The organism is Kitasatospora sp. NPDC056651 (genome assembly GCF_042792155.1).
GTDB lineage: Bacteria > Actinomycetota > Actinomycetes > Streptomycetales > Streptomycetaceae > Kitasatospora.
Genome location: NZ_JBHTWX010000021.1, coordinates 20419 through 45123 on the forward strand (window position 1 = coordinate 20419; position 24705 = coordinate 45123).

A 24705-nucleotide genomic window follows, 5' to 3' on the forward strand; every position below is an offset into this window, starting at 1 on the left:
TCGTCGAAGGGCACGTCAACCGAAGTCATTCTGTGGAATCTGATTTGTCAGCATCATGTCTGTTTGACCAGTTCCATTGTCCACTCTCGTTGCTCGGTGGTGTCTGGGACGGCGAGTCCGCGAGCTCGTTCGATGTGGCTCCAGGCGGTGTCGGGATCGACGCCGTTGAGGATGAGGAGTGCGGCCGCGAGGAGGGATGAGCGGCCGATGCCGGCTCGGCAGTGGGTGACGACGTGTGCGCCTTCGCGTAGCTGTTCGGTGAGTCTGTGCAGGGTGGGCAGGATCGCGGTGCGGTCGGGGACGGTGCGGTCGGGGATGGGTATCGCGACGTACTGCAGCCCAGCTGCTGTGGCTGTCCGGGGTTCGTCTGCGAGGCCGAGTTCGTTGAGTTCGGGGCCGGTGAGCGCGCAGACCAGGATGTCGACGCCGTAGTTTTTCAGCGCGGCCATCTCGTCTTCAAGCCAGTCGTTGCCGCGGGGTCGGGCCATGGTGCTCAGTCGTCCGGGCCCGGGGAGGTCGAGGGTGAAGAGGGCGGGTCGCATGTCAGCAGCACTTTCGGTCGGGGGAGCTGGGTGGTGATCGGACAGTCAGGGGCAGGGGCCGACCGGGTTCGGCCCGGAGCTCGCTCGGGGTCCGGCCGGCTGGGGTGGCCACCTCGGCGAGGCGCTCGAGAAGGCGGTCGAGGGCCTCTGGCCGTCGTCGACGGCGGCGCGTTCCTCTTCGGTGAGCGGAATGCTCACAAGCATGCGCTGCAAGTTGGCCTTGACTTCGACGAGTTGGGCTTTCGTCGATTCCTTGGGGGGTGTAGAAGTCGCACCGGGCGCAGGCCATCCGGTGCCGGCACTGTTCGAAGAACGAGTAGAAGCACAGCCCGTGACCGAGATCGTAGTACTGCCATGGTTCGCTGGTGGCCGCAGCCCCGGAGGTGACGGCGTCACGGTCGACGAGGACCTCGACCGTGCGGACGTTGCGGGCGAAGTATCCGGCCTCGGTGCATGCCTTCGTGAGGGTGTTCGGTGCGATCTCTCCATTCCGGGGCAGACCTGGAGCGCTTTCATCCTCCCCGCCGGCGCGAAGGTGACCCGCCCGACGCCTTCGGCCCGGCACAGGACGCCCACCGGCCTGTGGACTGCACGGTGTGCTGGCCAACCGTCACCCGCCGGAGCGAGGCGGCCCGCCGGGCGCCCAACCTGGCTGAGCGGGAACACCTGCTGCGGCAGGCGGCCCGACTCAAACTCCCTTCCGAGGGTTCAGCAGTAGCCGTCCAGGCGGGTGCGCCGGCCGGGCGTGTGGTCGGGCCAGCGACGGCGGGCCTGGTCGGAGGCGGCGTCGCGCAGGTGGTCGAGCGCGGTGCCGCCGGGGTAGCCCCGGAAGTCGGCGTACCAGGACCGGCGGTGGTACTCGTTCCAGTAGCTCACTACGCGGTGTTCGGTGCGGGCGAAGAACTCCGGATTGTCCACCACGAACTGCCCGTACACGAAGTGGCCTTCAGATCCCGGAACCAGCAACTCCCGGTAACCATCACGGAGATCGGTCAGGATCTCCAGCACGTACTCGCCGAGCAGTTGCACGGTGTAGGGCGCCACCCATGGGGCCGTGGAGGTGAGGAGCTGCGCGAGGTGGCGCTGTCTGACCCGGCCGTCGTGGTGGCGGGTGTAGAGGCAGTGCAGCAGCTGACGCTGCTGAGGCGGGAGCAACTCGACCATAGTGGATGGCAGTTCGCCGTGGTAGATCCGCGAAGGGATGGCAAGGTCCTCCGTGCCGACCCGGACCGTGAAGGTGCAAGACCGGTGCTTCGCCTTCGGGAGGAGCGCGAGCACGGCGCGGGCATCAGCGGCGAGCTCGTGCGGGAACGCCTCGACCAGGGACTCCCGGCCGTCGCGGTCCGCCTGCTCCGGCTCCCGCTCGACCGGGCCTCCGGTCCCTCGCGGCATTCCGACGGCCCCAGGGACGTGGCGTTCGACGACGGCCATCGCCAACCTCCGTAGCTTGGTGAAATAGGAAGCGCAGTAGGGCTCGTGCATCAGGGGTATTGCCTTGTCGAGGGCGTTGATGGAGCCCCAGAGCTCGCCCGTCCAGGTCTCGTCGAGGGTGTCCTTCAGTTCGCGGTCGACGAGGCCGGCCACCCAGAGATCCACGCGGACCAGATCCACCCCGGCCGGCTCCGCGCCCTGGAAGCCCGGCGGGAACCGCATGCGCCGGTGTTCGTCCCGCAGCCGGACCAGGGAGTCATCGTTCGCGTCCGCCGGCTCCGCCACTGGCCCGAGAAGTGCGGCCACCGCGTCGAAGACGGCCCGGACGCTGGTGACTGCGCCGCTGGGGTGACACGCGGCGCTCGTCCGCTCGGCCCTGGCGAGATCGCTGGGCAGCGCCAGCGCTCGGTCCAGCGCATCGGCGAGGTCCGCCGTAAGGCGGCCCTCCCCCGCGGCCCGTTCGACCAGGTCCGGCAGTGGCCCGCGGTCGGCCAGCCCCTCGGTGAGGGCGAGCTCCAGCGCGACCAGCGAGTGGGTGACCGCGACGGTGGCGAACTCGTACCGGTAGAAGGAGAACCGGAGCAGTTCACGGCTGGTCCCCAGGGCGCTCATCACGGCCATCGGTGCGTTCGCGGGCACGACCAGTTCGGCTATCAGCTCCTCCATGTCCTCGAAGTCGGGGACGAGGAACTCGCTGCGTGGGTCCGGCGGCGCCAGGCGGAGTGGGCCACGAGAAGTGGTCACGGAGTTCACCGATGCAGTCTGGCCGCCGGGGGCGGCTGTGGCCAGCGGATTTCCGGCACTGGAGGTGACCGCTCAGGAACCAGCCGAGGACGGCTTCATAGCCGGTACCGGCCTGACCCTCGACCCCCAACATCACCCTGACAAGCCGAAGTCAGTAGGCACATACGAGTCCGGTTTCCCGGACGAGTACGCCTTCCAGGACTGGCTCTACCGGCTCGAATGCCTCACCGAGGACGAATCCTCACTGACCGCGGGCGAGCATGTCAGTGGACCGGCAGCCGACGCTTACCGCGCACGGTCACCGCGGCAAACCGCGAGTTCGCCGGCCGCGTACTCAAGAACGAGCACCAAGCCCTGGACCTGATCGGCAACCCGCTTCTGCAGATCCACCACGGCGAAGGTATGACTTGCGTCCTCAACCCGGACACAGCTGCATGTCAACTCCGCGGCGACGCTGACGATCCGCCTGTCACCCCGGACGCCGACGACTGCAGACCCAGCTGCGCACCTGACCCACCAGCGCCGCGACCTCAAAGACCTCTTCCAGGCCCGGGCAGCGGAAGACGAAGTCAAACAGGTGACGCACGTTCGGGAGCAGGACTCCCACCAGGCGCTGAAAAAGAAGTACAGCGACCTGCTGAAGCACACGAGAGTCCTCGAAGATCGCCTGCAGCTCTACTCCACGGCCGTCAACCTTCTCAGCCTTGAACTCCAGGCCGTCACCGAGGGCGCCAAGGCCGCAGCCAAGGTCCGGGTCGCGCCCCGCCGGCCCAAGCAACTGCCCTGACGGGCCTGCGCTCCGCGTAATTCGGGGGCTCTGGAGTCACCGCCGCGCTGAAGGCGCAGGTCAGTGAGTTGGAGGCCGGCCACCCCGGCAGATTCGCCCGATGACGACCGGGCCTCGACCGACCCGCCTTAATGTCAGATTGACGATAATCAGGTGTTCCGGCTACGGTTCCGAGCGCGACTGGTGAGCGCGAACTCCGGGCACCGCGGCACGCCCGTCCGCGCAGTATCAGCGATCACGTCCCGAGCAGAAGGCGGCGACATGAGCATGGACAAACGCGACCGGATACAGGCCTTCCTGGAAGCCGAGATCAAACGGCTGTGCGCGATCATCAACGTGCCTCCCTACGCTGTCCCCAATTTCGAGTACCTGGAGGGCCCGAGCGGGTGCTTGTCGGTGGGACCGGACGGCACCCTGTCCCAGGGTTACTTCGAGCGCGGGGAACTGCTCTCCGAACGGGACACCCGCGACAGCGACGAGTTCCTCTACTGGGTCTTCGTGGACGCCACCCGCTACACCGCCTACACCCGGGCCCGCGATCACCCCTTCGGCGGCGGTCCGACGGAGCGCGAACTCGCCCACCAGGAATCCCTCCTCCACGCGCTCCACCCCCGATGGGCCGAGCGCTGGCGCTGCGAACGACTCGGTGGGCACCGTGAAAGCCAGGACGATCAGCCCACCCCCGAATCCCCCTCGGCGCCTGTCGGCGGGGGCATCCCCGCGTAGCCTCCGCACTACCGCCACGGTAGCCCGGGCCACCGGGCGGAGCAGCCGTACTATGCCCCGGCACGGCTGGACTCCCACCAGCTCAGCCCCACGCGCGTCCCCGTCGCTTCCGGGCCCGGCCGCCTGCGGTGGCCCTCCGACCGCACAACCATCTTCCAGAGGGATGCAGTGCGCTTCGCTGACCGCCCTCGCTGTCAGGCCGCCAGGAGGTACTCCGAGACCAGTTTGGCGAACTCGTCGGGGGTGATGCGGATGCCGAGTTCCTCAGGTCTGGTGCGCTTGGACACCGAGGAGGACGCCTGCCCGCCCGATCAGGTCGTTCATCTCGTTGCGGGACAGGGCTGTCAGGCTGCCGGCCATGGAACGGGTGACCACCACGGCCTGGTCAGCCAGCGGCCCGCTCTCGCCGGACGCGGTCACCTCCGCCCCGCCAGCTGCCCGTTGAGGCTCGGTTTTGACAGCACGCATGGCCGCCACCAAGCAGCGGGAGGAACCTTCCCCCAGCACCTGCACCCCCGATCGTCCCGATGCGCGACGCCGTGCGGCGCCTGTGCCGGGTGGGCAGGGGGTTGGAGGGGCAGACCCATCACCAGGAAGTGCAACACTGCTGTTGCTGCCCACTTCGGGTCAGCGGCTGCCCTGATCTGGGCCATAACCCGTTGGGCGGGACGAGGGGCATCAGCTCAAATCTGCGGCAGAACGGCCGGTTTGCGGGCCACCGCCCAGCGCGCCGCCGTGGAGACCCGCGCTACCGGATACGTGCTCGCCGTGGCCTGCACCCACGAGGTCACCACCGGAGCCGGGAAGTTCCGCGCGGACACCTTGGCCAAGAAGCTCCCCAAGCGGGCCTGGCAGACGCTGTCCGCCGGGGCCGGAGCCAAAGGACACCGCTATCGGCGACGCGCTCGCGGCGAAGACCGGCGCCTCGTTGACCTGCTACCGGCCGCTGCTGGGCACGCCCGGTTGTGAGATCCGTCTGCACGACACCACGCTCTACAACTCGTTGTTCCGTTACGACGACGACCTGCTGGTCAACCCGCACGTGTGGGGTCAGCCGGCGTCCGCCAACCCGCTGTTGCAGCTCCGGAAGGGTGGCGACCTCGGTTGGTTCGGCGGCTACGCTTCGAGCTTCGAGGCGGTCTGGGACTTGGCCCGGCCGTGGACCGACGACGCGCAGGGAGGCCAGCCTCGTGGCCGGCAGGACTGAGTACTACGGCGATCCGGACGCACCGGCCGCGAACTCGCTGGTGCCCGCGAGCAACCTGCTCGTGCAGAACGAGGCCGGTGAGATCCTGTTGCAGCGCCGCCGCGACACCGGGCAGTGGGCACTGCCCGGCGGGAAGCAGGACATCGGCGAGTCCGCGGCCGACTGCGCGGTGCGCGAGTGTGAGGAGGAGACCGGGATCAAGGCGGAGATCACCGGGCTCCTCGGCGTCTACTCCAACCCGGAGCACATCGTCGTGTACAGCAGCAACGGCGAAGCCCGCCAGCAGTTCGAGGTGGCGTACATCGGCCGCCCGATCGGCGGTACCCCGACGGTCAACGACGAGGCCGACGGTGTGCGCTGGGTGAGGCCGGGCGACCTGGACGAGTACGACATCCACCCGAGCATGCGCCAGCAGATCGGCCACTACCTCAGCGGCAGGTGCCCCTACCTCGGTTGAGCCGCGGCGGTGACGCGGTGTTCGGTGCGGGCCACCGCTGCCTCGATCTCCGGCTGCGCGCGGTGGATGAACCGTCCCACCAGCGTGTCGGCTCCGTAGCGGGCGAGGATCTCCACGACCCGCTCGCCGGCGCTGGTGGGCATGCCGTCGGGAGTGGTGGTCATGTCGCAGAAAGTCAGGGCGTCCACCAGCACCTGGTCGTCGAGCAGCGGGAACTCCCGTTCCAGGGTCTCGCGCAGCCCGCGTTCCTCAGCCTCCAGCAGGGCGAGCGAGTGGTTGGCCACCAGCCGCACGAGCCGCGTATCGGCACCGTGCCGATCCCGTAGGAACCGCGCACCGGAGTCTCCGTCATGCTGTCGGCCTTCCCGCCCGGCGGGCGCTCCGTACGCTGTGCCCAAGGGCTGTCCGGGCCACCGCGGCCGTGGTTGCCCGGACAGCACGTCGCCGGACCGGACGTGGGGCGTCGGCGTCCGGTCCGGCTATCCGGCTGTTGCCGGGGCCAAGGACTCGCGCCCGCGCCCGCGCCTGCGCCGCAGCACCTCCAGTACCGTGACGGTGCCGTCCGGCTGCTGGTGCTGTTCCAGCAGGGCCGGCACCAGACGGCTGGTGGCCAGCCCGGAGCCGTTGAGGGTGTGCACGTAGGCGGCCTTGCCTGCTGCGGGGCGGTAGCGGATGTTGCCGCGCCGGGCCTGGTAGTCCTGGGCGTTGGACACCGAGCTCACTTCGACGTAACCGTCGATGCTGGGCAGCCAGACCTCGACGTCGAAGGTCTTGGCCATCGAGGCGCTGGTGTCCTCGGCGGCGAGGCGGGTGATGCGGTGGTGCAGGCCGAGCGACTCGACCAAGTCGGCTGCCTTGGCCAGGAGTTCCTGGTGGACGGTGTCGGAGTGGTCGGGGTGTGCGAACCGTCGAGATGGACTGCCACTTCGAGTCGATCTGTGAGTCCTGCACGTTCTTCGTGACCACCATCGAATTCCGCCCCACCCTCGAGCGCCAACGGGACGACGCCGCGGCCAAGGGACAGGTCGCCCGCGAGCAGATCTTCGATGGGCTCCTCAGCCGACTGGACGGAGAAGCGTCCTGATCCCTTCCTACTGGCGGGAGGTCATTTCGACCACGCACTATTCCTCTTGAGTGTCCGCACACCATGAGTGGCTACATCGGGCACCTCAGCTGCGGCTCACACCCGTGACGGGAAGTCAGGCGTAGTCCCCCGTGGGTTGGGCAATCCCGGGCCCACCCACGTGGGGGGGTTCGGACGTAGTCCCCCGGAGGCGTGGGAAGAGCCTGCACACAGGCTTCGGAGCAGGCGTTGACCAGGAGAGGAAGTACGTCGGTGGCCACCCGCAGGGAGATCCACACCTGGTGGATCTCGATTCCTGGCTCTGTTCACGAGAACGGACAGCACATGTTCAGCGCTTCGGGAGTCGCTACGGTCAGCGCCTGTTCGATGTTCGCCAGAGTGGGCAGCACCGCTTGAATCCACGCCGCAAGATCAAGATGTCGGACGGCCATGCCAGCATGCTCGCGTGACAACCACACCTGATCACCGTCCCGATGAGGCCACGCTCGACTTCCTGCGTTCGGCGTTCGCACCTGAGTGGCGCGAGCCGGCCCTGGGCCACGATGGAGTCGCGGCCTGGGAGGCCGAGAACCGGGTGACGCTTCCGGAGCCCTACCGGACCTTCATCGCGGAGATCAGCAACGGCAGCAGCCTCGGTCCCCCGGAGGATGGCGGCCTTCAGCCGCTGGGTTGGCTGCCGGCGGGCTGGCCGGACATGGGCCTGCGGCACCCGTGAGAACCGTTCCCTCTGGATGAGGCATGGGCGTGGGAGGATGACGAGACGGCCGATGCCGACGATCCACGCATCGATGCCGTCTTCACCCGTGGGTCCGTCGTCCTCGGAGCCGAGGACGGGCCATCGTTCCGGCTGCTGGTGACGACAGGACCCCACCGCGGTGAGCTCTGGGTGGTGTCCGACGTCGGAGCCATCCCGGCGTCGGTTGCCGACTGCAGAAGCTTTGGGGGCTGGGTGCGGCACTGTCACTCGGGTAACGACTGGCGCTCGCCTGAGCGCGACCTGAAGGGCCGCTGGCAGCCGTGTAGTTCGATTCCGGCAGGCAGTCAACCGACTCCCGAAGTGCTGAACATGTGCTGTCCGTTCCCGTGAACAGAGCCAACCTGGACCTCGACCACCACGCCGTCCGCCGATACGCCCAAGCGGCGGACACCGACGAGCTGCCGGTGAAGGTCACCCAGCGCCGGACCCTGCTGGGCGATGACAAGCCCTGCATCTACCAGCGCCTCACCCAGGGATGCCGAAACGCCAGCCGGCTCCACCGGGAGGTACGCGACCAGGGCTTCCCAGGAGACCGGAGCGTGGTCAACTCCTACGTCCGCTTACTGGAGCAGGGTCGAGCCCCTGGAGCTCCGGCCAGGTCGAAGGCCAGGTGACCAGGGTCAAGCTCCTCGAACGCGCCGGCTACGGCAGGGCCGAACTCGACCTCCTCCGCACCCGGATCCTCCTCCGAGCCTGAGGAGTACCTGCACATGAGCCCACGGCGCCCACCGAGCCGGACCCCGGAATCGGCTGGCCGCAGACCAACGGCGAACGGGAAGATGCTGTCATGCGCTTTCCTCGTTCCTCGGACCCCGAACTGCTCGACGTCATCGAGCGCTACGTCAAGCCCACAGCCAACGACACCGGGCGCTACCTCCACCTCCTCCACGCCAACTTCACCCGTGACGACGAGTGTGAGCGCAGACCCTTCCTCCAGTCACTGCGCTCAGCCGCCCAGGCGATCACCGATGGGGAACTCGAAGTCCTCTTGGAGAGCGAATGGCGCTCCCGCCTCACCGCTGCCTGGCTGATCGGTGTGGACCGCCGTCAGCACTTCCGGGACGTTCTGGGTGACCTGCTTGTCGCCAGCCAGCTGTGCTTTTCCGGTCAGGGCTACTGCTTCGCTCTCGCACGTTTCTGCACGGAGGAAGACGCCCTGCACCTGTCGGCCTACCTGGAACGCTATCTCCAGCAGCCTGACTGTCAGTACGACCAGCACTGGGCCATCAGCGCGCTCCTCCACATCGACAGTCAGGCCGGAACCGAACACGCCAGCCGCTTCCTCGCCCCCGGAGGCCTGTGGCACCAGTGGAATGACGCCCAGTTCAGGCCCTCGCCGCCGAGCCGGTTCATGAATGAGCTGTGCACACTGATGGACTCGCTCGGTTAGACGTCACAAGATCAGCGACAGAGCCCGTTCATCCGCACCCGACTGAGCACTTTAACGAGTACGCGGACAGTAGTGAGCGCGGATCGAGTCACTGCTGCCGGTGAGCAGCGGGCGGTGTGGGCGGTGCCGGGATCCCCGGCAGGTGGTGAACGGGGTCCTGCACGCGGTATCCCACACGTCATTCCAGAGAAGGCCGGCCAGACGGTCAACCGCACCCGACGCGGCAGTGCCGACGGTCGGCCGCCAGGCTTCGACCAGGACCGGTACAAGAAACGCAACACCGTCGGACGAGCGATCAACAGGCTCAAGGTCTTCCTGTGCCGTCGCCGCGAGGTTCGATGGACGCGCCCACGTCCACCTCAGCACCCTCACTGTGGCAGCCCTCGTCATCTGGCCTCGTTCATGATCGCCAGGACAGCGCGTCCGCCGGAGCGGGGTGCTGGGCGAGAGCGGCGTGCAGCGTCGCACTGGCCTGCCATCGGCTTGCACAACGGGCTCCGGCACGCCGCCGGGGCGGGCACCGACGCCACCCGGCGGCTGACGCCGGCCCGGGCGGCGGACATGGCCTCCACGCATGTCCGGGCCCGGCGCGGCCGACAGGCCGCGCGGGACGGCGTCGGCGTCGGCGTCGAGCGGGACGCGCCAGTCCGGGCAGCCGGGCTACCTCCCGGGAGTCGGCCGGTGCCGCCTGCCGCACCTGGGCAGCGGAGGGTTCCGGCCCCGTGCACGCGGTTGGCGGCACGATGTCGGCCGAGGCGCCTGTGTGGGCGCAACGGCTACGCCGCCGCGTGTCTTTCTCGGCTCCCTGGTTACGGGGGCCCCTGCGGTGTAACGTTTTGATCAAGTAGTCGTGGTGCCGAAGTTCTCGTCTGCGGTTGCATCCGTGGGCGTTTTTGCTGTTCAGCGTCTCTCCGGACCAAGGCGATCACCTCCGGGCCCGCAACCGTGGGACCCGATCAGTTCCCCCGAGGGAGAAGCGCATGGCTACCGGCACGGTGAAGTGGTTCAACGCCGAAAAGGGCTTCGGTTTCATCGAGCAGGACGGCGGCGGTCCCGACGTCTTCGCCCACTACTCGAACATCGCGGCCCAGGGCTTCCGCGAACTCCAGGAGGGCCAGAAGGTGACCTTCGACGTCGTGCAAGGCCAGAAGGGCCCGCAGGCGGAGAACATCCGCCCCGCCTGACCTCCAGCGCACGAGCGGGTGCCCCGCACGGATCCACGCGCGGGGCACCCTTTCGTGTCCGCCGGCCCTGCGGGTGCCGATTGGCCATCCGACCCAATCGAGCGGCATGTCGGTACTCGTGCAGAGTTCCACCGAGGCGGTCCGGGCCGCGGACCTGAAGCTGCTTGACATGCGCTGACACGTTGCCGGCCGCCCGGCCGCATGCGTGCGCCTACGACTCGGGAGGCGCCGGGCCGACGTGGAACTGCGGCACGCTCACCACGGCGACCCGGCCGGTGTCGGCATCGAGGGGGCCGAGCGCCTGCACGAGCGTTGGCGCGGCGAGTTCGTCCCCCGTTACGAGAACCATCACTGAGCGGGGCGAGTCGGCCCGGGAACCCGACCGGCAGCCTCGCCAGCGGCGGTCGGCCGGCGGCGGCGAGGCCCTGGAGGCCGACCCGGTCGGGCAGGCAGGTCGGGCCGGCAGGTCGGGCCGGCGGCGAGGCTCGGCCGAACGGCGGTCGGGTCGCACGTACCGGGTCATCGCCCGCAGCCGGCTCAAGCACATCGACGACGAGGCGGCGGCGTAGCCCCCGAGGGTCGGTGGGGCTCGGCGGCCGGGCACGGCGTGCGGTGTGAGTGGTATCGGCCGTCGGCCCCAGGGGTGCAGGGCAGTCGGGCTCCGTGCGGCCTGGTGGGCGGCCCCGGGTGGGCGCATGCGGCGACGTCCTGGCGGTGGCGCTCACGGCGCGGCGTGTGCCGGAGGACGGTGTCGTAGCGCTCGGCCCGGGTGGCGGCGGGGCGGTCGCGCGCGTGCTGCCGCTCGGCCGGGGCATCGGCCGCGGCGGCGTGGGCGGCCTCGTGGCCGGCGTACGCCGGAAGGCGTCGGACCGCTTGGCCGTCCCATCGCTGTGGTGTCCGCTACCCGAAGCCGTCAATCCCGCGCGGCGAGAAAGGGGAGCCTCGTCCATCGCCTGGATGAAGAAGTTCGACCTGGCCACCGACGCCGCACGATTCCACCGTCTGGAAAGCATCGGCGTCGGTGAACTCCGCACCCGCGTCACCCCTGGTGCTACCGACGTCGCACGCGCGCAGTTCGCCGCCGGTCAGCAGCTGTGGCTTTTCGCCTTCGACGACGCGTTCTGCGATGAAGGCCTCTACCGCAGCGCCCCCGCGGCGGCTGGAGACCTCCCTCACCGGCGAGGCGGGTCGGGTTCGAGGAGCGGGCGACGGGCTCCGGTCCCGGACCGGGCCGTGCTCCGGCTGCCGCGCTCGGCGTGACACCGCGGGGGCCCGGGCGCGGTCAGGCTCCGGAGGACTCGCGCACCGTCAGGTCCGGCAGGAGGTCCAGGTGGTGCACCGGCAGGGCGGGGCCGGTGGCGGCCAGGCGGCGGACCAGGAGGTCCACCGCGGCGGCGCCGACGGCGCGCTTGGGCGGGGCGACGGCGGTCAGCGGTGGGGCGCCGAGGGCGGCGAACACGTCGTCGTAGGTGACCAGGGCGAGGTCCTCGGGGATCCGTACGCCGCGGGCGCGCAGCAGGGGCAGCAGTTGCAGGGCGTCCTGGTCGTTGTGCACGAGGGCGGCGCGGACCCCGTCGGCGACCGCCTCGGCGAGCCGGGCGGCGACGGTGTCGACGCCGGCGGCCGGGGTGCGGACGTCGATGACGGGTTCGGCGGGCAGGTCGAGGGTGCGGCAGGCGTCGGCGTAGCCCAGGCGGACCTGGTGGGCCGTCCAGGTGTCGGTGCGGGCCGCCAGGGCGACCCGGCGGTGGCCGAGGGAGGTGAGGTGGCGCAGGGCGAGCAGGACGCCGTGGCGGTGGTCGGAGCCGACCGCGTCGAGGGCCGCGGCGGGGCTGCCGGGGGCCGGGCGTCGCTCCAGCAGGACGGCGGGGACGGGGAGTTCGGCCGCCCAGGCGTGGTCCTCGGGGTGGTCGGCGGCGGTCCAGTTCGGGGCGAGCAGCAGGCCCTGGGCGCCGGAGGCGAGGAGTTGGTCGACTTGGACGCGGTCGGCGCTGGCTTCGTAGGAGGAGATGCCGAGGACCAGGTGCACGCCGGCCTCGGCGGCGGCGGTGCGCGCGCCGGCGATGACCTCGTCGAAGTACTGCACCACGGCGGGGACGAGCAGGCCCAGGGTGGGGGCCTCGGCGGGCCGGGGCGGCACGGGGGCGAGGGCAGGGGCGGGGGTGTCCGCGGGGCCGCCGAAGGAGACGGAGCCGTGGGTGCGGCGGAGCAGGCCCGCGTCGGCGAGGCTCGCGACGTCCCGGCGGACGGTGACGGCGGGCACGCCGAGCCGCTCGGCGAGGTCCACCACCCGGACGGTGCCCAGGCCGCGCACCGTGTCGAGGATGCGGGCGCGGCGATCGTCCGCCGGGATCGGCATGGCACTCCCTGTCGGTGGGCCGGTCTGTCGGTGGGCCGGTCTGTCGAGGTGGACAGGAACCTACCATTCGGTCACCGGGGGGACGGCCGGTGCGGGGCCCCGCGGGCGCGGGCCGGGGCCGGGACCGGCGCCCGCGGGGCGGGAGGGGTCAGGAGCCGTAGCGCTCCTCGGGGACGACGGGGCCGAGGTCGGGGCCCTCGACCAGTTCGACGTGGTCGCCCGGGCGGTGGAGTTCGAGGATCAGCAGTTCGTTGGCGCCGGCCCGCCAGAGCGGCGCGGGGGCGTAGAGGGTGCGCTGCGGGCCGCGGTCCCAGTAGCGGCCGAGCGCGAAGCCGTTCAGCCAGACCATGCCCTTGGTGAAGCCGGGCAGGGCGAGGAAGCCGTCGGCGGGGGTGTCGACGGTCAGTTCGGCGCGGTGGAAGCCGGGGCCGTCGGCGGTGGAGGGCGCGCCGAGGGCGAGGGTGGTCAGGTCGTCGAGGGGCAGCGGGCGTGCCTCCCAGCCGAACTGGTACTGCCGGTCGACGCGGACACCGCCGGTGATGCCCTTGGGATCGTGCAGCAGCGGGCCGTAGTTGATCCGGCCGAGGTTCTCGACGAGCAGTTCCAGGACGGCGCCGCCCTCGGGCACCCGCAGTGGCAGGGCCTGCTCGGGGTGGTTGCGGTCGAGGACGCCGAGGGGTTCGCCGTCGAGGAAGACCTGGGCGCGGTCGGCGAGGCCGTCCACTCGCAGTTCGCCGTGGGCGAGCGGGCCGCGCAGGCGGGTGCGGTAGTGGATGAGGCCGAGGTTCTGGCCGAGTCGCTCCATCGGGCTGGGCTCGGGGAGGTGGTGCGCGGTGGAGAGTTCGCCGAGGGCGCCGTCGGCGCCGAGCAGCGGGCGGCTCGCGGTGACGGGGGCGCGGCGGGGGGTGAGGCGGGCGGGCAGCGGCGGCAGCGGGTGGGGGTTGGGGCCGAGGTGGCGTTCGATCACCGCGCGGAAGAGGTGGAACTTCTCGGTGAGTTCGCCGGCCTCGCCGACCGGGGCGTCGTAGTCGTAGCTGGTGACGTCCGGCTGGTAGCTCGTGCCGTCGTGGTTGGCGCCGTTCCACCAGCCGAAGTTGGTGCCGCCGTGGCCCATGTACAGGTTGACCGAGGCGCCGGCGGCGAGCTGGGCGTCGAGGACTTCGGCGGCGTCCTCGGCGTCGCGCACGTGGTGCGGTGTGCCCCAGTGGTCGAACCAGCCGCACCAGTACTCCATGGTGACGAGCGGGCCGACCGGCTGGTGGCGGCGCAGGCAGGCGAGGGACTCCTCGGGGCGGGAGCCGAAGGTGCCGGTGGTGAGGAGTCCGGGCACCCGGCCGCCGAGCTGGAAGCCGTCCTCGGCGCCGTCGGCGGTGAACAGCAGGACGTCGACGCCGCGGGTGACCAGGGCGTCCCTCAGGTGTTCGAGGTAGGCGGTGTCGTTGCCGTAGCTGCCGTACTCGTTCTCCACGGCGACGGCGACCACCGGGCCGCCGTGGGAGGAGAGCAGCGGGAGCAGCACGGGCACCAGGTGGTCGAACCAGGCGTCGACAGCGGCGAGGAAGGGCGGGTCGAGGCGGCGCAGCCGCATCGCGGGGTCGGCGAGCAGCCAGCCGGGCAGGCCGCCGAACTCCCATTCGGCGCAGATGTAGGGGCCCGGGCGGACGATGACGTCGAGGCCGAGGTCGCCGGCGGCGTGGACGAAGGCGGCGAGGTCGCGGTCGCCGGTGAAGTCGGCGCGGTCGGGGGTGGCCTGGTGGAAGTTCCAGGCGACGTAGGTTTCGACGGTGTTGACGCCCATGGCGCGCAGCCGGGTGAGGCGGTCGGTCCACTGTTCGGGGCGGATGCGGAAGTAGTGGACGGCGGCGGAGACGATCCGGTGCGGGTGTCCGCCGCGCAGGAAGGTGTCGCCGTCGGTGGTGAGGGCGGGGTGGGGGGCCTGGTCGGCCATCGGGTCCTCCGCGGGAGGGGAGCGGGAGTGAGGGGGGTGGGACCTCGGTGGGTCCGGGCGCACGGCTGCGCGGGTGGCTGCGGGCGGATCGGCGGCGGCCACCGTGGTCACCCTAGGAGTTCTGTGATCGCACGGTCAATCGATCGGCGATCATCGGCATTATTGATCAATTTTCGATCGAACGATACTCTTCGATCGGAAAATCATCGGCTGACCGCTTCCGGACGACGCGTCGGCGGGCACGACAGATGGAGGCCAGGATGGCCATCTCGGGGGAAGAGCGCCGCAGGCTGATCGTGTCGGCCGTCGGCGAGCTCGGCGGGCGGGTCCGCCTCACGGAACTGGCCGACCGGCTGGGCATCCCGGCCGTGACGGTCCGCCGGGACGTCGCCGCGCTCGCCGACGCCGGCCGGCTCTCCCGCTCGCACGGCTTCGTCTCCCTGGAACGCCCGGACGGCGCCGGGCCGCCGCTCGCCCCCGGCCCCGGGGAGGGCCGCGCCCTCGGCCTGTTGGTGCCCTCGGTCGGCTCCTACTTCGACGAGGTGATCGCCGGGGCCCGGGCCGCCGCCGCGGCCGCCGGGGCCCGGCTGGTCCTGGGCATCGCCCCGTACGGAGCGGGCGGCGACCGGCTGCAGGCCGAACGCCTGCTGGAGTCCGGCGCCGAGGGCCTGCTGCTGGCCCCGGGGCTGGTCCCGGGCCGGACGGCCGAGGACTACGCCTGGCTGGACGCCCTGCCGGTGCCCGCCGTGCTGGTGGAGCGCCGCTCCCCCACGCCGGACGGCCCCGGGTCCGGACTGGACACCGTGGCCTCCGACCACCGGCACGGGGTACTGAGCGCCCTGCGCCACCTGGCCGGGCTCGGCCACGGGAGCGTGCTGCTGGCCGCCCGCGGCGACTCCTGGACGGCCGCCGAGGTGCGGGCCGGGTACCGGGAGGGCACCCGGCTGCTCGGACTGCCCGACCTGCCGACGCTGGACATGCTCGGGCCCGGCGACCTGCCGGCCGATCCCGAGCCACTGGTGGCGCGGATCGCCGAGGCCGTGCGGTCCGGGACCCGGGCGGTGCTCGTCCACAACGACCAGGACGCGCTGCGGCTGGCGCCGCTGCTGCGCGCGCACGGCCTGGCGGTGCCCGCGGACGTGGCGCTGGTCGCCTACGACGACGTCTTCGCCGCGCTCGCCGCGCCCCCGCTGACCGCCGTCGCCCCGCCCAAGCACGCGGTGGGCGCGGCGGCCGTCGACCTGCTGCTGCGCCGCCTGGCGGCGGGCGCCGAGCTGCCGGTGCACCGCACGGCGCTGCTCCCGGTCCTGCGCGTGCGCGCCTCCTGCGGGGCCGAGCGGACGGCCCCGCGGGCGGGCGCCGCGCTCCTGGGGTGAGGGCGCGGCGCCCGCCGGAGAAGCCCGTGTGCGGCCTCAGCCCGCCAGCAGCGCGGACAGGTGGCGCGCCCCGCCGCCCAGCTGCGGTGCCAGGGGCGCGGCACGCGGGTGCCAGGGGGCCTCGTACTCCCAGGCCGCCCAGGTGCCGGGCGCCAGCAGGCGCAGGCAGTCGGCGATCGGCAGCACGCCCGTGCCGAGCGGCAGCGGGGTGAGGTCGTCCGCCGAGGCGACGTCCTTGACCTGCGCGTAGCCGAGGTGGGGGCCGAGCGCGCGGTGGGTCTGTGCCGGGGTCTCGCCGGCCAGCCAGGTGTGCAGCAGGTCCCAGAGCGCTCCGACCGCGGGGTGGTCCACCCGGTTCAGCAGTGGCGCCAGGGCTGCCCCGGCGCGGTGGGAGTCGTGGGTCTCGACGAGGATCCGCACGCCGAGGGCCGCCGCCCGCGGGGCCGCCGCGCGCAGGCGGCGGACGGCGCGCTCGTCGGCCTCGGCCGCCGGGCCGGGGCCGCCGTGCGGGAAGACCCGCAGGTGGCGGCAGCCGAGGTCGGCGGCCAGCCGCAGGTGGACGGTCAGCGCGGCGAGCACCGGCGCGTCCGGCCCGGGCGCGGCGACGCCGACGTAGGAGGCGAGGGTCAGCGGGAGGACCCCGGCGGTGGACAGCAGGCGGGCGGCGCGGCGGCGTTCGTCGGCGTCCAGCGCGAGGCGGACCGGCTGGTCGTCGGCGCAGCGCAGTTCGAGGCCGTGCCAGCCGTGCTCGGCGGCGAGGGCGGCGGCCCGGTCGAGCGGCAGCCCGGGCAGGCCGAGGGTGGCGAGGGCGAGGGGCACGGCGGTTCAGTCCCCTTCGGCGGGGTGGACGGTGACGGCGGCCGGTGCCAGGCGGATCCGCAGGGCCGGGGCGCCGGCGGGGCGGACGGTCAGCTCGACGGCCTGCGGATCCCGCTCGTCCGGCCGCGCCTCCAGGCTGAGCGTGCCGGCGAGGGCGGGCGGCTGGGGGACGGCGGTGAGGCGGGCGGCGCAGGCGAACAGGGTGGGGCCGGTGGCGGGCAGTTCGCCGGTGAGCCGGGGCAGCGCCGCCTCGGGGCCGAAGGCGGTGCCACCGGGGACCCGGACGCTGTCGGCGGCGGTGAAGCCGTGTAGGGCGTGCAGTTCGGAGGCGAGCCGCCCGTCCGCCCGGACGCCGGCGCGGTGCGGCTCGGTGCGCGTGCCCGCGACGGCCCAGCCGGTCTGGGTGACCGGGGTGCCGGCCGGCCCGCCGGTGACCAGGTGGGCCCGGAACTCCTCGGCGCCGTGGGCCAGGGTGAGCGAGGTGACGGTGACGCCGGGCAGTTCACGGCCGCCGACGCGCGGGTGCCAGCGGGAGGCGGCCCAGCCGGGCCCGGTGCCGAGCGGGTGGACGCGGCCGCGTTCGGTGGGTCCGGCGTCGGTCAGCAGGGCGAGGTGGTTGTCGGCGGGGCCCTCGAAGGCCGGCCCGGTGGCGGTGGAGTGGGCGAGCCGCGCGTAGTACGGGTCGTCGGGGCCCACGGCGTCGGCGGGCTGGTCGTCGCTGCCGTGGTTGTGCAGCCGGACCAGGCCGTCGGCGGCGGTGGACTGCACCAGCCAGCCGGGCCCGCGCAGGGCGAGGACGGTGTCGCGCTCCTCGACGGGCGCGAGTGCCTCCGGCGCGGTCCACACCGGGTGGCCGGGCGGGAGCAGCAGGCCGAGGAAGGCGCTGCCGGCCCAGTACGGGGAGGCGGGGCCGGAGTAGTCCTGGACGAGCCGGAGGTCGGGTCCGTGCCAGCCGAGGGTGAGCAGGCCCCGGTCGTCGACGGCGCCGCGGTCGAGGAAGTGGCGCAGGGCTCCGGAGGCGAGGCGGCGGGTGGTGCCGGGGGCGAGCGGGGTGTGGCCGGTCAGGGCCCCGGCCCAGAGCGGGGCGGTGGCGGCGAAGCGGTAGGTGAGGGAGCGGCCCTGGTGGACGGGCGCGCCGTCGGCGCCGAAGGTGTGGGCGTAGCCGGCCAGGTGGGCGGCGAGGCGTTCGCCGTACTCGGCGCGCAGGGTCCGGTCGCTGGCGAGGTGGGCGTGCAGGACGGGGTACAGGTGCAGGGCCCAGCCGTTGTAGTGGTCGAAGGCGCGGGGGCGGCCGTCGGTGTACCAGCCGTCGCCGAGGTACCAGCGGTCGATGTGCTCCAGCCCGCGGCGGACGGCGGCGCGGGCCTCGGGTTCGGCGATGCCGGCCTCGGCGAGGAAGCCGCCGACGGACAGCGGGAAGAGCTGCCAGTTGTTGTCGTTGGGCACGCGGTGCAGGGCGTCGGCGAGCCAGCGGCCGACCCGGTCGCGGACGGGTCCGGAGAGCCGGTCCCAGAGCCAGGGGCGGGTCAGGCGCAGGGCGAAGGCGATGGAGGCGGCCTCGACCATGGCCTGGCCCCGGTCGGTGATCAGCGGCCAGGACTCGCGGTCGCCGTCGGCGAGGTCGCGCTCGCCGGTGGGGGTGCGGGTGCCGGCGTCGAGTCCGGCGGCGTAGTGCGCCAGCAGGCCGTGCGGATCGGCGCCGCCCGCGCCGGCCACCCGCAGGGCGGCGGGCAGGAAGGTGCGGGCGAAGCCCTCCAGGCCGTCGGAGCGGCGCCCGGAGCGGCTCGGGCGGGGGCCGGGCAGGTCGATCAGCGCCCCGGCGGGACTGGCGTGGGGGCGGACCGCGGTCAGCAGGCCGTCGGCGACCGCCACCCAGTGCTCCCTGGTCCAGCCGGTGTGCGGGCTGAGGTCGCGGTCCTCCGGGGGCAGGCGCATGAGGTCCTCCGTGATCGGGTGGTGAGCCGGAATCTAGGCAGCACCTGATCATTCGTCAAGCTGACACGATCAAATGAGCGGCTTGATCGGATTGTGATGTTGGCGCAACGGCGGACCGTTGCCCCGATTTTTCGCCATTTCCGGTGGTCATGACGGGGACACGGAGGGCCCGGCGGGTCGATCAGGTCAGATCATTTGATCCAAATCTCTTGACTCCGATCGCCGACCTGCTCAGGATGACAGCCAATCGCCCCCACCCTGCGAGTCCCGGCCGGAGCCGACCGTTCCGGGCCCCGCGCACCCTCGTCCTAAGGAGCCCACCGATGCGCTCGACCCCCCTCTCCCGGCGCAGAGCCCTCCGCGCCGCCGCCGCGGCCACCTCGGCCGCGCTCTGCGTCACCCTGCTGGCCGCCTGCGGCAGCAGCGGCGACGGGGCGGCGAGCACCGCCGCGGACGACGGCAAGCCGGTCAGCCTGACCTTCTGGGGCTGGGCGAAGGGCACCAAGGACGTGGTCGCCGCGTTCAACGCGAGCCACCCGAACATCCAGGTCACCTTCGAGGAGATCCCGGCCGGCGCGGCCGGCGGCTACGCCAAGCTCTCCAACGCGGTGAAGGCGGGCAACGCCCCCGACGTCTTCAACGTCGAGTACCCGCAGCTGCCGGACTTCGTCAGCCAGGGCGCCGTCCAGGACATCAGCAAGCTGGTCGGCGGCGACCTCAAGGCCAAGTACCTGCCGCAGGCCGTCGAGCTCACCTCGCTCGGCGGCCGGACCTGGGCCCTGCCGCTGGACGCCTCCCCCCAGGTCTACTACTACCGCAAGGACCTCTTCGCCAAGGCCGGCATCACCGTCCCCAAGACCTGGGACGAGTTCCGCACCGCGGCGCAGCAGCTGAAGGCCGCCCAGCCCGACACCCGCATCGCCACCTTCTTCCCCGACGACCCGACCACCCTCGAGGCGATGGCCTGGCAGAACGGCGCCCACTGGTTCACCGCCGCCGACGAGTCCTGGAAGGCCGACCTGACCGGGACGGAGACCCGCAAGGTCTCCGAGTACTGGCAGAAGCTGGCCGACGAGGACCTCGTGCGCGTCATGCCGTCCTTCAGCCAGCAGTGGACCGCCTCCCTGCAGAAGGGCGAGACGGCCGGCTACCTCGGCGCCACCTGGGGCGGCGGCGTCCTGAAGGCCAACGTCGGCACCACCCCGGAGGTCAACGGCACCTGGGCGGCCGCGCCGATGCCCAGCTGGGACGGCACCCCCGCCAGCGGCATGCTCGGCGGCACCACCTTCGCCGTGTCCAAGGACAGCAAGAAGGCCAAGGCCGCCGTCGAGTTCGCCACCTGGGCGACCACCACCGCCGACGGCTTCAAGGCCCGGATCTCCTCCGGCACCTCCTCCGCCTACCCGGCCGCCACCGAGCTGGTGCCGGTCGCCAAGCAGGCCTTCAACACCGACTTCTACGGCGGCCAGGACCTCTACGCCCTGTACTCGGACGCCGCCAAGTCGATCAAGCCGGGCTGGACCTGGGGCCCGGCGATGGGCCTCACCAACGGCTCGCTGAAGGACTCCTTCGGCAAGGTCGCCGACAAGAGCGGCACCATCGACCAGGCGCTCGACACCGCGCAGCAGGCCACCCTCGCCGAGTTCAAGAACCGCGGACTGAAGGTCGCCCAGTGACCTCCGGCGCCCATCCCGGCCGTACCGCCCGCGTCGCCGGGCGGCGACGCGGGCGGTACGGGGCACCGGCCGTGCTGCTCGCCCCGTTCCTCCTGCTCTTCACCGCGTGCACGCTGATCCCGATCGGCTACGCGATCCGGCTCAGCCTGTTCACCGAACGCCGCTCCGGCCTCGGCTTCGGCGACGCCGAGACGGTGTTCACCGGGCTCGGCAACTACACCCGGGCACTGTCGGACGCGGCCTTCCGGGACGGCTTCCTGACCGCCGCCCAGTACTGCCTGATCTACATCCCGCTGATGACCGGTCTGGCGCTCGTCCTGGCCCTGCTGCTGGACTCCACGCTGGCCCGCGCCCGGCGCTTCTTCCAGCTGGCGCTGTTCATCCCGCACGCCGTGCCCGGAATCATCGCCGCGCTGCTGTGGATGTACCTCTACACCCCCGGCATCAGCCCCGTGCTGGACGCGCTGGAGGCCCTGGGCACCCAGCCCGACCCGCTCGGCCACCCGCTGCCCGCCGTGGTCAACATGGCGCTGTGGCAGTGGACCGGCTACAACCTGGTCATCTTCTACGCCGCGCTGCAGGCCATCGACCGCTCGGTGCTGGAGGCCGCCGTCGTCGACGGCGCCGGACCGCTGCGCACCGCCCTGAACATCAAGGTGCCGCTGATCCGGCCCTCGATCGCCATGGTCGGCCTGTTCACCGTCATCGGCTCGCTCCAGCTGTTCACCGAGCCGATGATCCTCTACGGCACCTCACCGGGCGTCACCTCTTCCTGGACCCCGAACATGTACGCCTACACGGCCGCCTTCGAACGCCACGACTACGGGCTCGCCGCTTCCGCCTCGGTGCTGCTGGCCCTCGCCGCGGCGGGGCTCTCCTTCGCCGTCACCCGGCTCACCCGGGGCCGTACCGAACGCCGGCGGGAGGCCGACGCATGACCACCACCGCCACCCGCCCCAGCGGCGCCCCGCCGCGCCGCGAACCCCGGGCCGGCCGGCCGCGCCGCCCCTGGACGCTCTCCAAGGCCGCCGTCAACGGCACCCTGGTCCTGGCCACCGTCTACACCCTGTGGCCGCTCGGCTGGCTGCTCACCGCCTCTGCCAAGAACACCGCCGACCTGCTCGGCGGGAACGCCCTGAACGCCGACAACTTCCGGCTCGGCCAGAACCTGCACGACCTGGCCACCACCGGCGACGGCATCTACTTCCGCTGGTACCTGAACTCGCTGCTGTACGCCGGGATCGGCTCGCTGCTGTGCGCGCTGGTGTGCGTCGCGGCCGGCTACGCCTTCCACGTCTACCGCTTCCCCGGCAAGGAGAAGGTGTTCGGCCTGGTGCTGCTGGGCGTGCTGGTGCCCACCACGGCGCTCGCACTGCCGATGTACCTGCTGGCCTCCGAGCTCGGCATCGTCAACACCTTCTGGGCGGTCTTCCTGCCCTCGCTGGTCAACCCCTTCGGCGTCTACCTGGCCCGGGTGTTCTGCGCCGGCTACGTGCCGAACGAGGTCCTGGAGGCCGCCCGGATGGACGGCGCCGGGGAGCTGCGGACCTTCTGGTCGATCGGGCTGCGGATGGTGATGCCCGGCTTCGTCACCGTGCTGCTGTTCCAGTTCACCGCCATCTGGAACAACTTCTTCCTGCCGCTGGTGATGCTCTCCGACAACCGGCTCTTCCCGGTCAGCCTCGGCCTGTTCAGCTGGAACGCCCAGACCAAGGCCTTCCCCGAGTACTACCCGCTGGTCATCACCGGCTCGCTGCTCGCCGTCGTGCCGCTGGTGCTCGCGTTCGTGCTGCTCCAGCGGCACTGGAAGGCCGGTCTGACCGCGGGGAGCGTCAAGTGAACCCGAACCCCGCCACCGCCGAGACCGGCACCACCACCGAGACCGGCACCACCGCCATGACCGTGACCGCCCCTACGCCCGACCGGGAGACCACCGTGCCCGACGGCCGGCCCGCCCGCCGCCCCCGCGCCGTCCTCGCCATGCACCGCGAGCTCGCCGGGCGCCTGATCGACCCGCACACCATGGCCCGGCTCACCGCCCTGGCCGACCTCGACCCGGCGCTCGTCCTGGACGACTTCACCACCCCCGAGGCCCGCGCCGCGCTCGCCGACGCCGAGGTGATCGTCTCCAGCTGGGGCTGCCCGCCGATAGACGAGGAGGTGCTGGCCGCCGCCCCGCGGCTGAGCGCCGTCATCCACGCCGCCGGCTCGGTCAAGCACCACGTCACCGAGGCCTGCTGGCGCCGCGGCGTGCAGGTCACCTCCGCGGCCTGGGCCAACGCCCTGCCGGTCGCCGAGTACACCGTCGCCGTCGTCCTGCTCGCCAACAAGCGGCTGCTGCCGATCCGTGAGGAGTACCGGCGCCGCCGCGCCCCGTACGACTGGCAGCTGGCGTACGCCGCGGCCGGCAACTACCGGCGCACCGTCGGCATCGTCGGCGCCTCCCGGATCGGCCGGCGGGTGATGGAACTGCTGCGCCCCCACGACCTGGACCTGCTGCTGCACGACCCGTACGTCGACCCCGCCGAGGCCGCCCGGCTCGGCGCCCGCTCCGTGGAGATGGACGAACTCTGCGCGGCCTCCGACGTGGTGAGCGTGCACGCCCCCGAACTGCCGGCCACCCGGCACCTGATCGACGGCCGCCGGCTCGCCCTGATGCGCGACGGCGCCACCCTGGTCAACACCTCGCGCGGCTCCCTGGTCGACCAGGAAGCACTGGTGCGCGAGGCCGCCTCCGGACGCCTCGACGCCGTCATCGACGTCACCGAGCCGGAGGTGCTGCCCGCCGACTCCCCGCTCTACGAGCTGCCGAACGTCTTCCTCACCCCCCACGTGGCCGGCTCGCTCGGCGGCGAGCTGCACCGGATGGCGGCCGCCGCCGCCGACGAGCTCGCCCGCTACACCGCCGGGCACCCGTTCGCCCACCCCGTCCTCGCCGAGGACGAACACCGCACCGCGTGATGCCGCGCCGCGCCCCTGTGCCGCGCGGCCCCGCAGCATGCTCCTCTCAGCACGTCCCTCTCAGCACGTCCCTCGCAGCACGCCCCCTCACAGCACGCCCCTCGCACCACGTGCTCCCCGCACCAGCAACGAATCGGAGAACCCCATGCCCCGCAGGGTGATCGGCATCGTCATGAACGGCGTCACCGGCCGGATGGGCTACCGCCAGCACCTGGTCCGCTCCATCCTGGCCATCCGCGACCAGGGCGGCCTGCCGCTCGACGACGGCGACACGCTGTGGCCCGAGCCGATCCTGGTCGGCCGCAGCGCCGACAAGCTCAAGGACCTCGCCGACCGGCACGGCCTCACCCACTGGACCACCTCGCTCGACGAGGCCCTCGCCCACCCGCTCGCCGAGATCTACTTCGACGCCCAGGTCACCCCCGCCAGGGAGACCGCGCTGCGCACCGCGATCGCCGCCGGCAAGCACATCTACACCGAGAAGCCCACCGCCGAGTCGCTGGAGGCCGCGCTCGACCTCGCCCGCCTCGCCCGCGACGCCGGGGTGTGCAACGGCGCCGTCCAGGACAAGCTCTTCCTCCCCGGCCTGCGCAAGCTCAAGCGGCTGGTGGACGGCGGCTTCTTCGGCCGGATCCTCTCCGTGCGCGGCGAGTTCGGCTACTGGGTCTTCGAGGGCGACTGGCAGCAGGCCCAGCGGCCGTCCTGGAACTACCGCGCCGAGGACGGCGGCGGCATGGTCCTCGACATGTTCCCGCACTGGCGCTACGTGCTGGACGGCATCATCGCCCCCGTCCGCTCGGTGTACGCGCACACCGCCACCCACATCCCCGAGCGGACCGACGAGCGCGGGCAGGTCTACCGGGCCACCGCCGACGACGCCGCCTACGGCGTCTTCGAGCTGGAGGGCGGCATCACCGCCCAGATCAACTCCTCCTGGGCGGTCCGGGTGGACCGCGACGAACTGGTGGAGTTCCAGGTCGACGGCACGGAGGGCAGCGCGGTCGCCGGGCTGCGCGAGTGCCGCTTCCAGCACCGCGCGGCCACCCCCAAGCCGGTCTGGAACCCGGACCTGCCGGCGACCGAGCCGTTCCGCGCGCAGTGGCAGCGGGTGCCGGACAACGAGGAGTTCGACAACGGGTTCAAGGCGCAGTGGGAGCTCTTCCTGCGCCACGTGACCACCGGCTCCCCGTACCACTGGGACCTGCTGGAGGGTGCCAAGGGCGTGCAGCTCGCCGAACTCGGCCTGCGCTCCGCCCGCGAGGGACGCCGGATGGACGTCCCCGAGCTGTCCCTGTGACGGCCCGCCGGCCGCATCCCGGCCG

The 24705-nt window shown here is 72.1% G+C and carries 26 protein-coding genes and 1 pseudogene; 18 read left to right on the forward strand and 9 right to left on the reverse strand.

The features are described 5' to 3' along the window. Positions 1-53: 53 nt before the first annotated feature. Positions 54-542 carry a protein-tyrosine phosphatase family protein gene (locus ACFRAR_RS11435; protein ID WP_380697294.1) on the reverse strand — a complete coding sequence of 163 codons (489 nt, stop codon included), beginning with the start codon at positions 540-542 and terminating at the stop codon, positions 54-56. 708 nt (positions 543-1250) lie between these two features. Then, positions 1251-2717: a hypothetical protein gene (locus ACFRAR_RS11440; protein ID WP_380697295.1), complete on the reverse strand. Its 1467-nt coding sequence runs from the start codon at positions 2715-2717 to the stop codon at positions 1251-1253. Between ACFRAR_RS11440 and ACFRAR_RS11445 the strand changes: the two genes are divergently transcribed. The 6 genes and pseudogenes from ACFRAR_RS11445 (at position 2710) to ACFRAR_RS11470 (ending at position 5894) form a co-directional block, all read left to right on the forward strand. Then, positions 2710-3081: a hypothetical protein gene (locus ACFRAR_RS11445; protein ID WP_380697296.1), complete on the forward strand. Its 372-nt coding sequence runs from the start codon at positions 2710-2712 to the stop codon at positions 3079-3081. The two genes, ACFRAR_RS11440 and ACFRAR_RS11445, sit on opposite strands and share 8 nt — an antisense overlap. A 213-nt stretch (positions 3082-3294) precedes the next feature. Next, a complete protein-coding gene (locus tag ACFRAR_RS11450) occupies positions 3295-3504 on the forward strand; it encodes a hypothetical protein (RefSeq protein ID WP_380697297.1) in 210 nt (69 codons plus the stop codon). A gap of 261 nt (positions 3505-3765) precedes the next feature. Further along, positions 3766-4230, forward strand: a complete 465-nt coding sequence (locus ACFRAR_RS11455) for an Imm63 family immunity protein (RefSeq protein WP_380697298.1) — start codon at positions 3766-3768, stop codon at positions 4228-4230. A 726-nt stretch (positions 4231-4956) separates the two neighbouring features. Beyond that, a pseudogene (locus tag ACFRAR_RS11460) lies at positions 4957-5124 on the forward strand (IS701 family transposase); the annotation flags it as partial. A gap of 34 nt (positions 5125-5158) precedes the next feature. Continuing rightward, positions 5159-5437 carry a hypothetical protein gene (locus ACFRAR_RS11465; protein ID WP_380697299.1) on the forward strand — a complete coding sequence of 93 codons (279 nt, stop codon included), beginning with the start codon at positions 5159-5161 and terminating at the stop codon, positions 5435-5437. Continuing rightward, complete coding sequence (locus tag ACFRAR_RS11470; protein ID WP_380697300.1) at positions 5421-5894, forward strand: NUDIX hydrolase; 474 nt, start codon at positions 5421-5423, stop codon at positions 5892-5894. The genes ACFRAR_RS11465 and ACFRAR_RS11470 overlap by 17 nt, the downstream gene beginning before the upstream one ends. Here ACFRAR_RS11470 and ACFRAR_RS11475 read toward each other — a convergent pair. Both ACFRAR_RS11475 and ACFRAR_RS11480 read right to left on the reverse strand, forming a co-directional pair. Beyond that, positions 5882-6178: a hypothetical protein gene (locus tag ACFRAR_RS11475; protein WP_380697301.1), complete on the reverse strand. Its 297-nt coding sequence runs from the start codon at positions 6176-6178 to the stop codon at positions 5882-5884. The genes ACFRAR_RS11470 and ACFRAR_RS11475 overlap by 13 nt on opposite strands. Before the next feature lie 195 nt (positions 6179-6373). Continuing rightward, entirely contained in the window at positions 6374-6739 is a 366-nt protein-coding gene (locus ACFRAR_RS11480) for an aminoacyl--tRNA ligase-related protein (RefSeq protein WP_380697302.1), read from the reverse strand. 53 nt (positions 6740-6792) lie between these two features. On the opposite strand from ACFRAR_RS11480, the gene ACFRAR_RS11485 reads away from it, so the two are divergent. After that, positions 6793-6978, forward strand: coding sequence for a hypothetical protein (locus ACFRAR_RS11485; RefSeq protein WP_380697303.1), 186 nt, complete (start codon positions 6793-6795; stop codon positions 6976-6978). A gap of 305 nt (positions 6979-7283) precedes the next feature. On the opposite strand, the gene ACFRAR_RS11490 is transcribed toward ACFRAR_RS11485, so the two are convergent. Continuing rightward, positions 7284-7409 carry a hypothetical protein gene (locus ACFRAR_RS11490; RefSeq protein WP_380697304.1) on the reverse strand — a complete coding sequence of 42 codons (126 nt, stop codon included), beginning with the start codon at positions 7407-7409 and terminating at the stop codon, positions 7284-7286. A 14-nt stretch (positions 7410-7423) separates the two neighbouring features. On the opposite strand from ACFRAR_RS11490, the gene ACFRAR_RS11495 reads away from it, so the two are divergent. From ACFRAR_RS11495 to ACFRAR_RS11515, 5 genes are all read left to right on the forward strand, one after another. Next, entirely contained in the window at positions 7424-7693 is a 270-nt protein-coding gene (locus ACFRAR_RS11495) for a hypothetical protein (protein WP_380697305.1), read from the forward strand. 368 nt (positions 7694-8061) lie between these two features. Further along, a complete protein-coding gene (locus ACFRAR_RS11500) occupies positions 8062-8349 on the forward strand; it encodes a hypothetical protein (RefSeq protein WP_380697396.1) in 288 nt (95 codons plus the stop codon). Positions 8350-8522: 173 nt separating this feature from the next. Next, positions 8523-9125 carry a DUF6000 family protein gene (locus ACFRAR_RS11505; protein WP_380697306.1) on the forward strand — a complete coding sequence of 201 codons (603 nt, stop codon included), beginning with the start codon at positions 8523-8525 and terminating at the stop codon, positions 9123-9125. 980 nt (positions 9126-10105) lie between these two features. Beyond that, on the forward strand, positions 10106-10309 hold the full coding sequence (locus ACFRAR_RS11510; protein ID WP_380697307.1) for a cold-shock protein: 204 nt from the start codon (positions 10106-10108) through the stop codon (positions 10307-10309). Positions 10310-11266: 957 nt separating this feature from the next. Then, positions 11267-11569 (forward strand): hypothetical protein, encoded by a 303-nt coding sequence (locus ACFRAR_RS11515; RefSeq protein WP_380697308.1) that lies wholly within the window; start codon positions 11267-11269, stop codon positions 11567-11569. A 22-nt stretch (positions 11570-11591) separates the two neighbouring features. On the opposite strand, the gene ACFRAR_RS11520 is transcribed toward ACFRAR_RS11515, so the two are convergent. After that, positions 11592-12668 (reverse strand): substrate-binding domain-containing protein, encoded by a 1077-nt coding sequence (locus tag ACFRAR_RS11520; protein WP_380697309.1) that lies wholly within the window; start codon positions 12666-12668, stop codon positions 11592-11594. A 148-nt stretch (positions 12669-12816) separates the two neighbouring features. Further along, positions 12817-14616 (reverse strand): beta-galactosidase family protein, encoded by a 1800-nt coding sequence (locus tag ACFRAR_RS11525; protein ID WP_380697310.1) that lies wholly within the window; start codon positions 14614-14616, stop codon positions 12817-12819. 260 nt (positions 14617-14876) lie between these two features. Between ACFRAR_RS11525 and ACFRAR_RS11530 the strand changes: the two genes are divergently transcribed. After that, on the forward strand, positions 14877-15992 hold the full coding sequence (locus tag ACFRAR_RS11530; RefSeq protein WP_380697312.1) for a substrate-binding domain-containing protein: 1116 nt from the start codon (positions 14877-14879) through the stop codon (positions 15990-15992). 36 nt (positions 15993-16028) lie between these two features. Here the strand turns inward: ACFRAR_RS11530 and ACFRAR_RS11535 are convergent, their stop codons facing one another. Then, positions 16029-16811 carry a sugar phosphate isomerase/epimerase family protein gene (locus ACFRAR_RS11535; RefSeq protein WP_380697314.1) on the reverse strand — a complete coding sequence of 261 codons (783 nt, stop codon included), beginning with the start codon at positions 16809-16811 and terminating at the stop codon, positions 16029-16031. 6 nt (positions 16812-16817) lie between these two features. After that, positions 16818-18746, reverse strand: coding sequence for a DUF2264 domain-containing protein (locus ACFRAR_RS11540; RefSeq protein ID WP_380697316.1), 1929 nt, complete (start codon positions 18744-18746; stop codon positions 16818-16820). 323 nt (positions 18747-19069) lie between these two features. Here ACFRAR_RS11540 and ACFRAR_RS11545 point away from each other — a divergent pair, with 323 nt between their 5' ends. From ACFRAR_RS11545 to ACFRAR_RS11565, 5 genes are all read left to right on the forward strand, one after another. Next, the gene (locus tag ACFRAR_RS11545) at positions 19070-20422 is read left to right on the forward strand and encodes an ABC transporter substrate-binding protein (RefSeq protein WP_380697318.1); all 1353 of its coding nucleotides are present in this window, start codon (positions 19070-19072) and stop codon (positions 20420-20422) included. Further along, a complete protein-coding gene (locus tag ACFRAR_RS11550; protein WP_380697320.1) occupies positions 20419-21360 on the forward strand; it encodes a carbohydrate ABC transporter permease in 942 nt (313 codons plus the stop codon). The genes ACFRAR_RS11545 and ACFRAR_RS11550 overlap by 4 nt, the downstream gene beginning before the upstream one ends. Beyond that, entirely contained in the window at positions 21357-22262 is a 906-nt protein-coding gene (locus ACFRAR_RS11555) for a carbohydrate ABC transporter permease (protein WP_380697322.1), read from the forward strand. The genes ACFRAR_RS11550 and ACFRAR_RS11555 overlap by 4 nt, the downstream gene beginning before the upstream one ends. Positions 22263-22402: 140 nt before the next feature. After that, positions 22403-23383 (forward strand): hydroxyacid dehydrogenase, encoded by a 981-nt coding sequence (locus ACFRAR_RS11560; RefSeq protein WP_380697394.1) that lies wholly within the window; start codon positions 22403-22405, stop codon positions 23381-23383. A gap of 145 nt (positions 23384-23528) precedes the next feature. After that, the gene (locus ACFRAR_RS11565) at positions 23529-24680 is read left to right on the forward strand and encodes a Gfo/Idh/MocA family protein (protein WP_380697324.1); all 1152 of its coding nucleotides are present in this window, start codon (positions 23529-23531) and stop codon (positions 24678-24680) included. Positions 24681-24705: the final 25 nt, after the last annotated feature.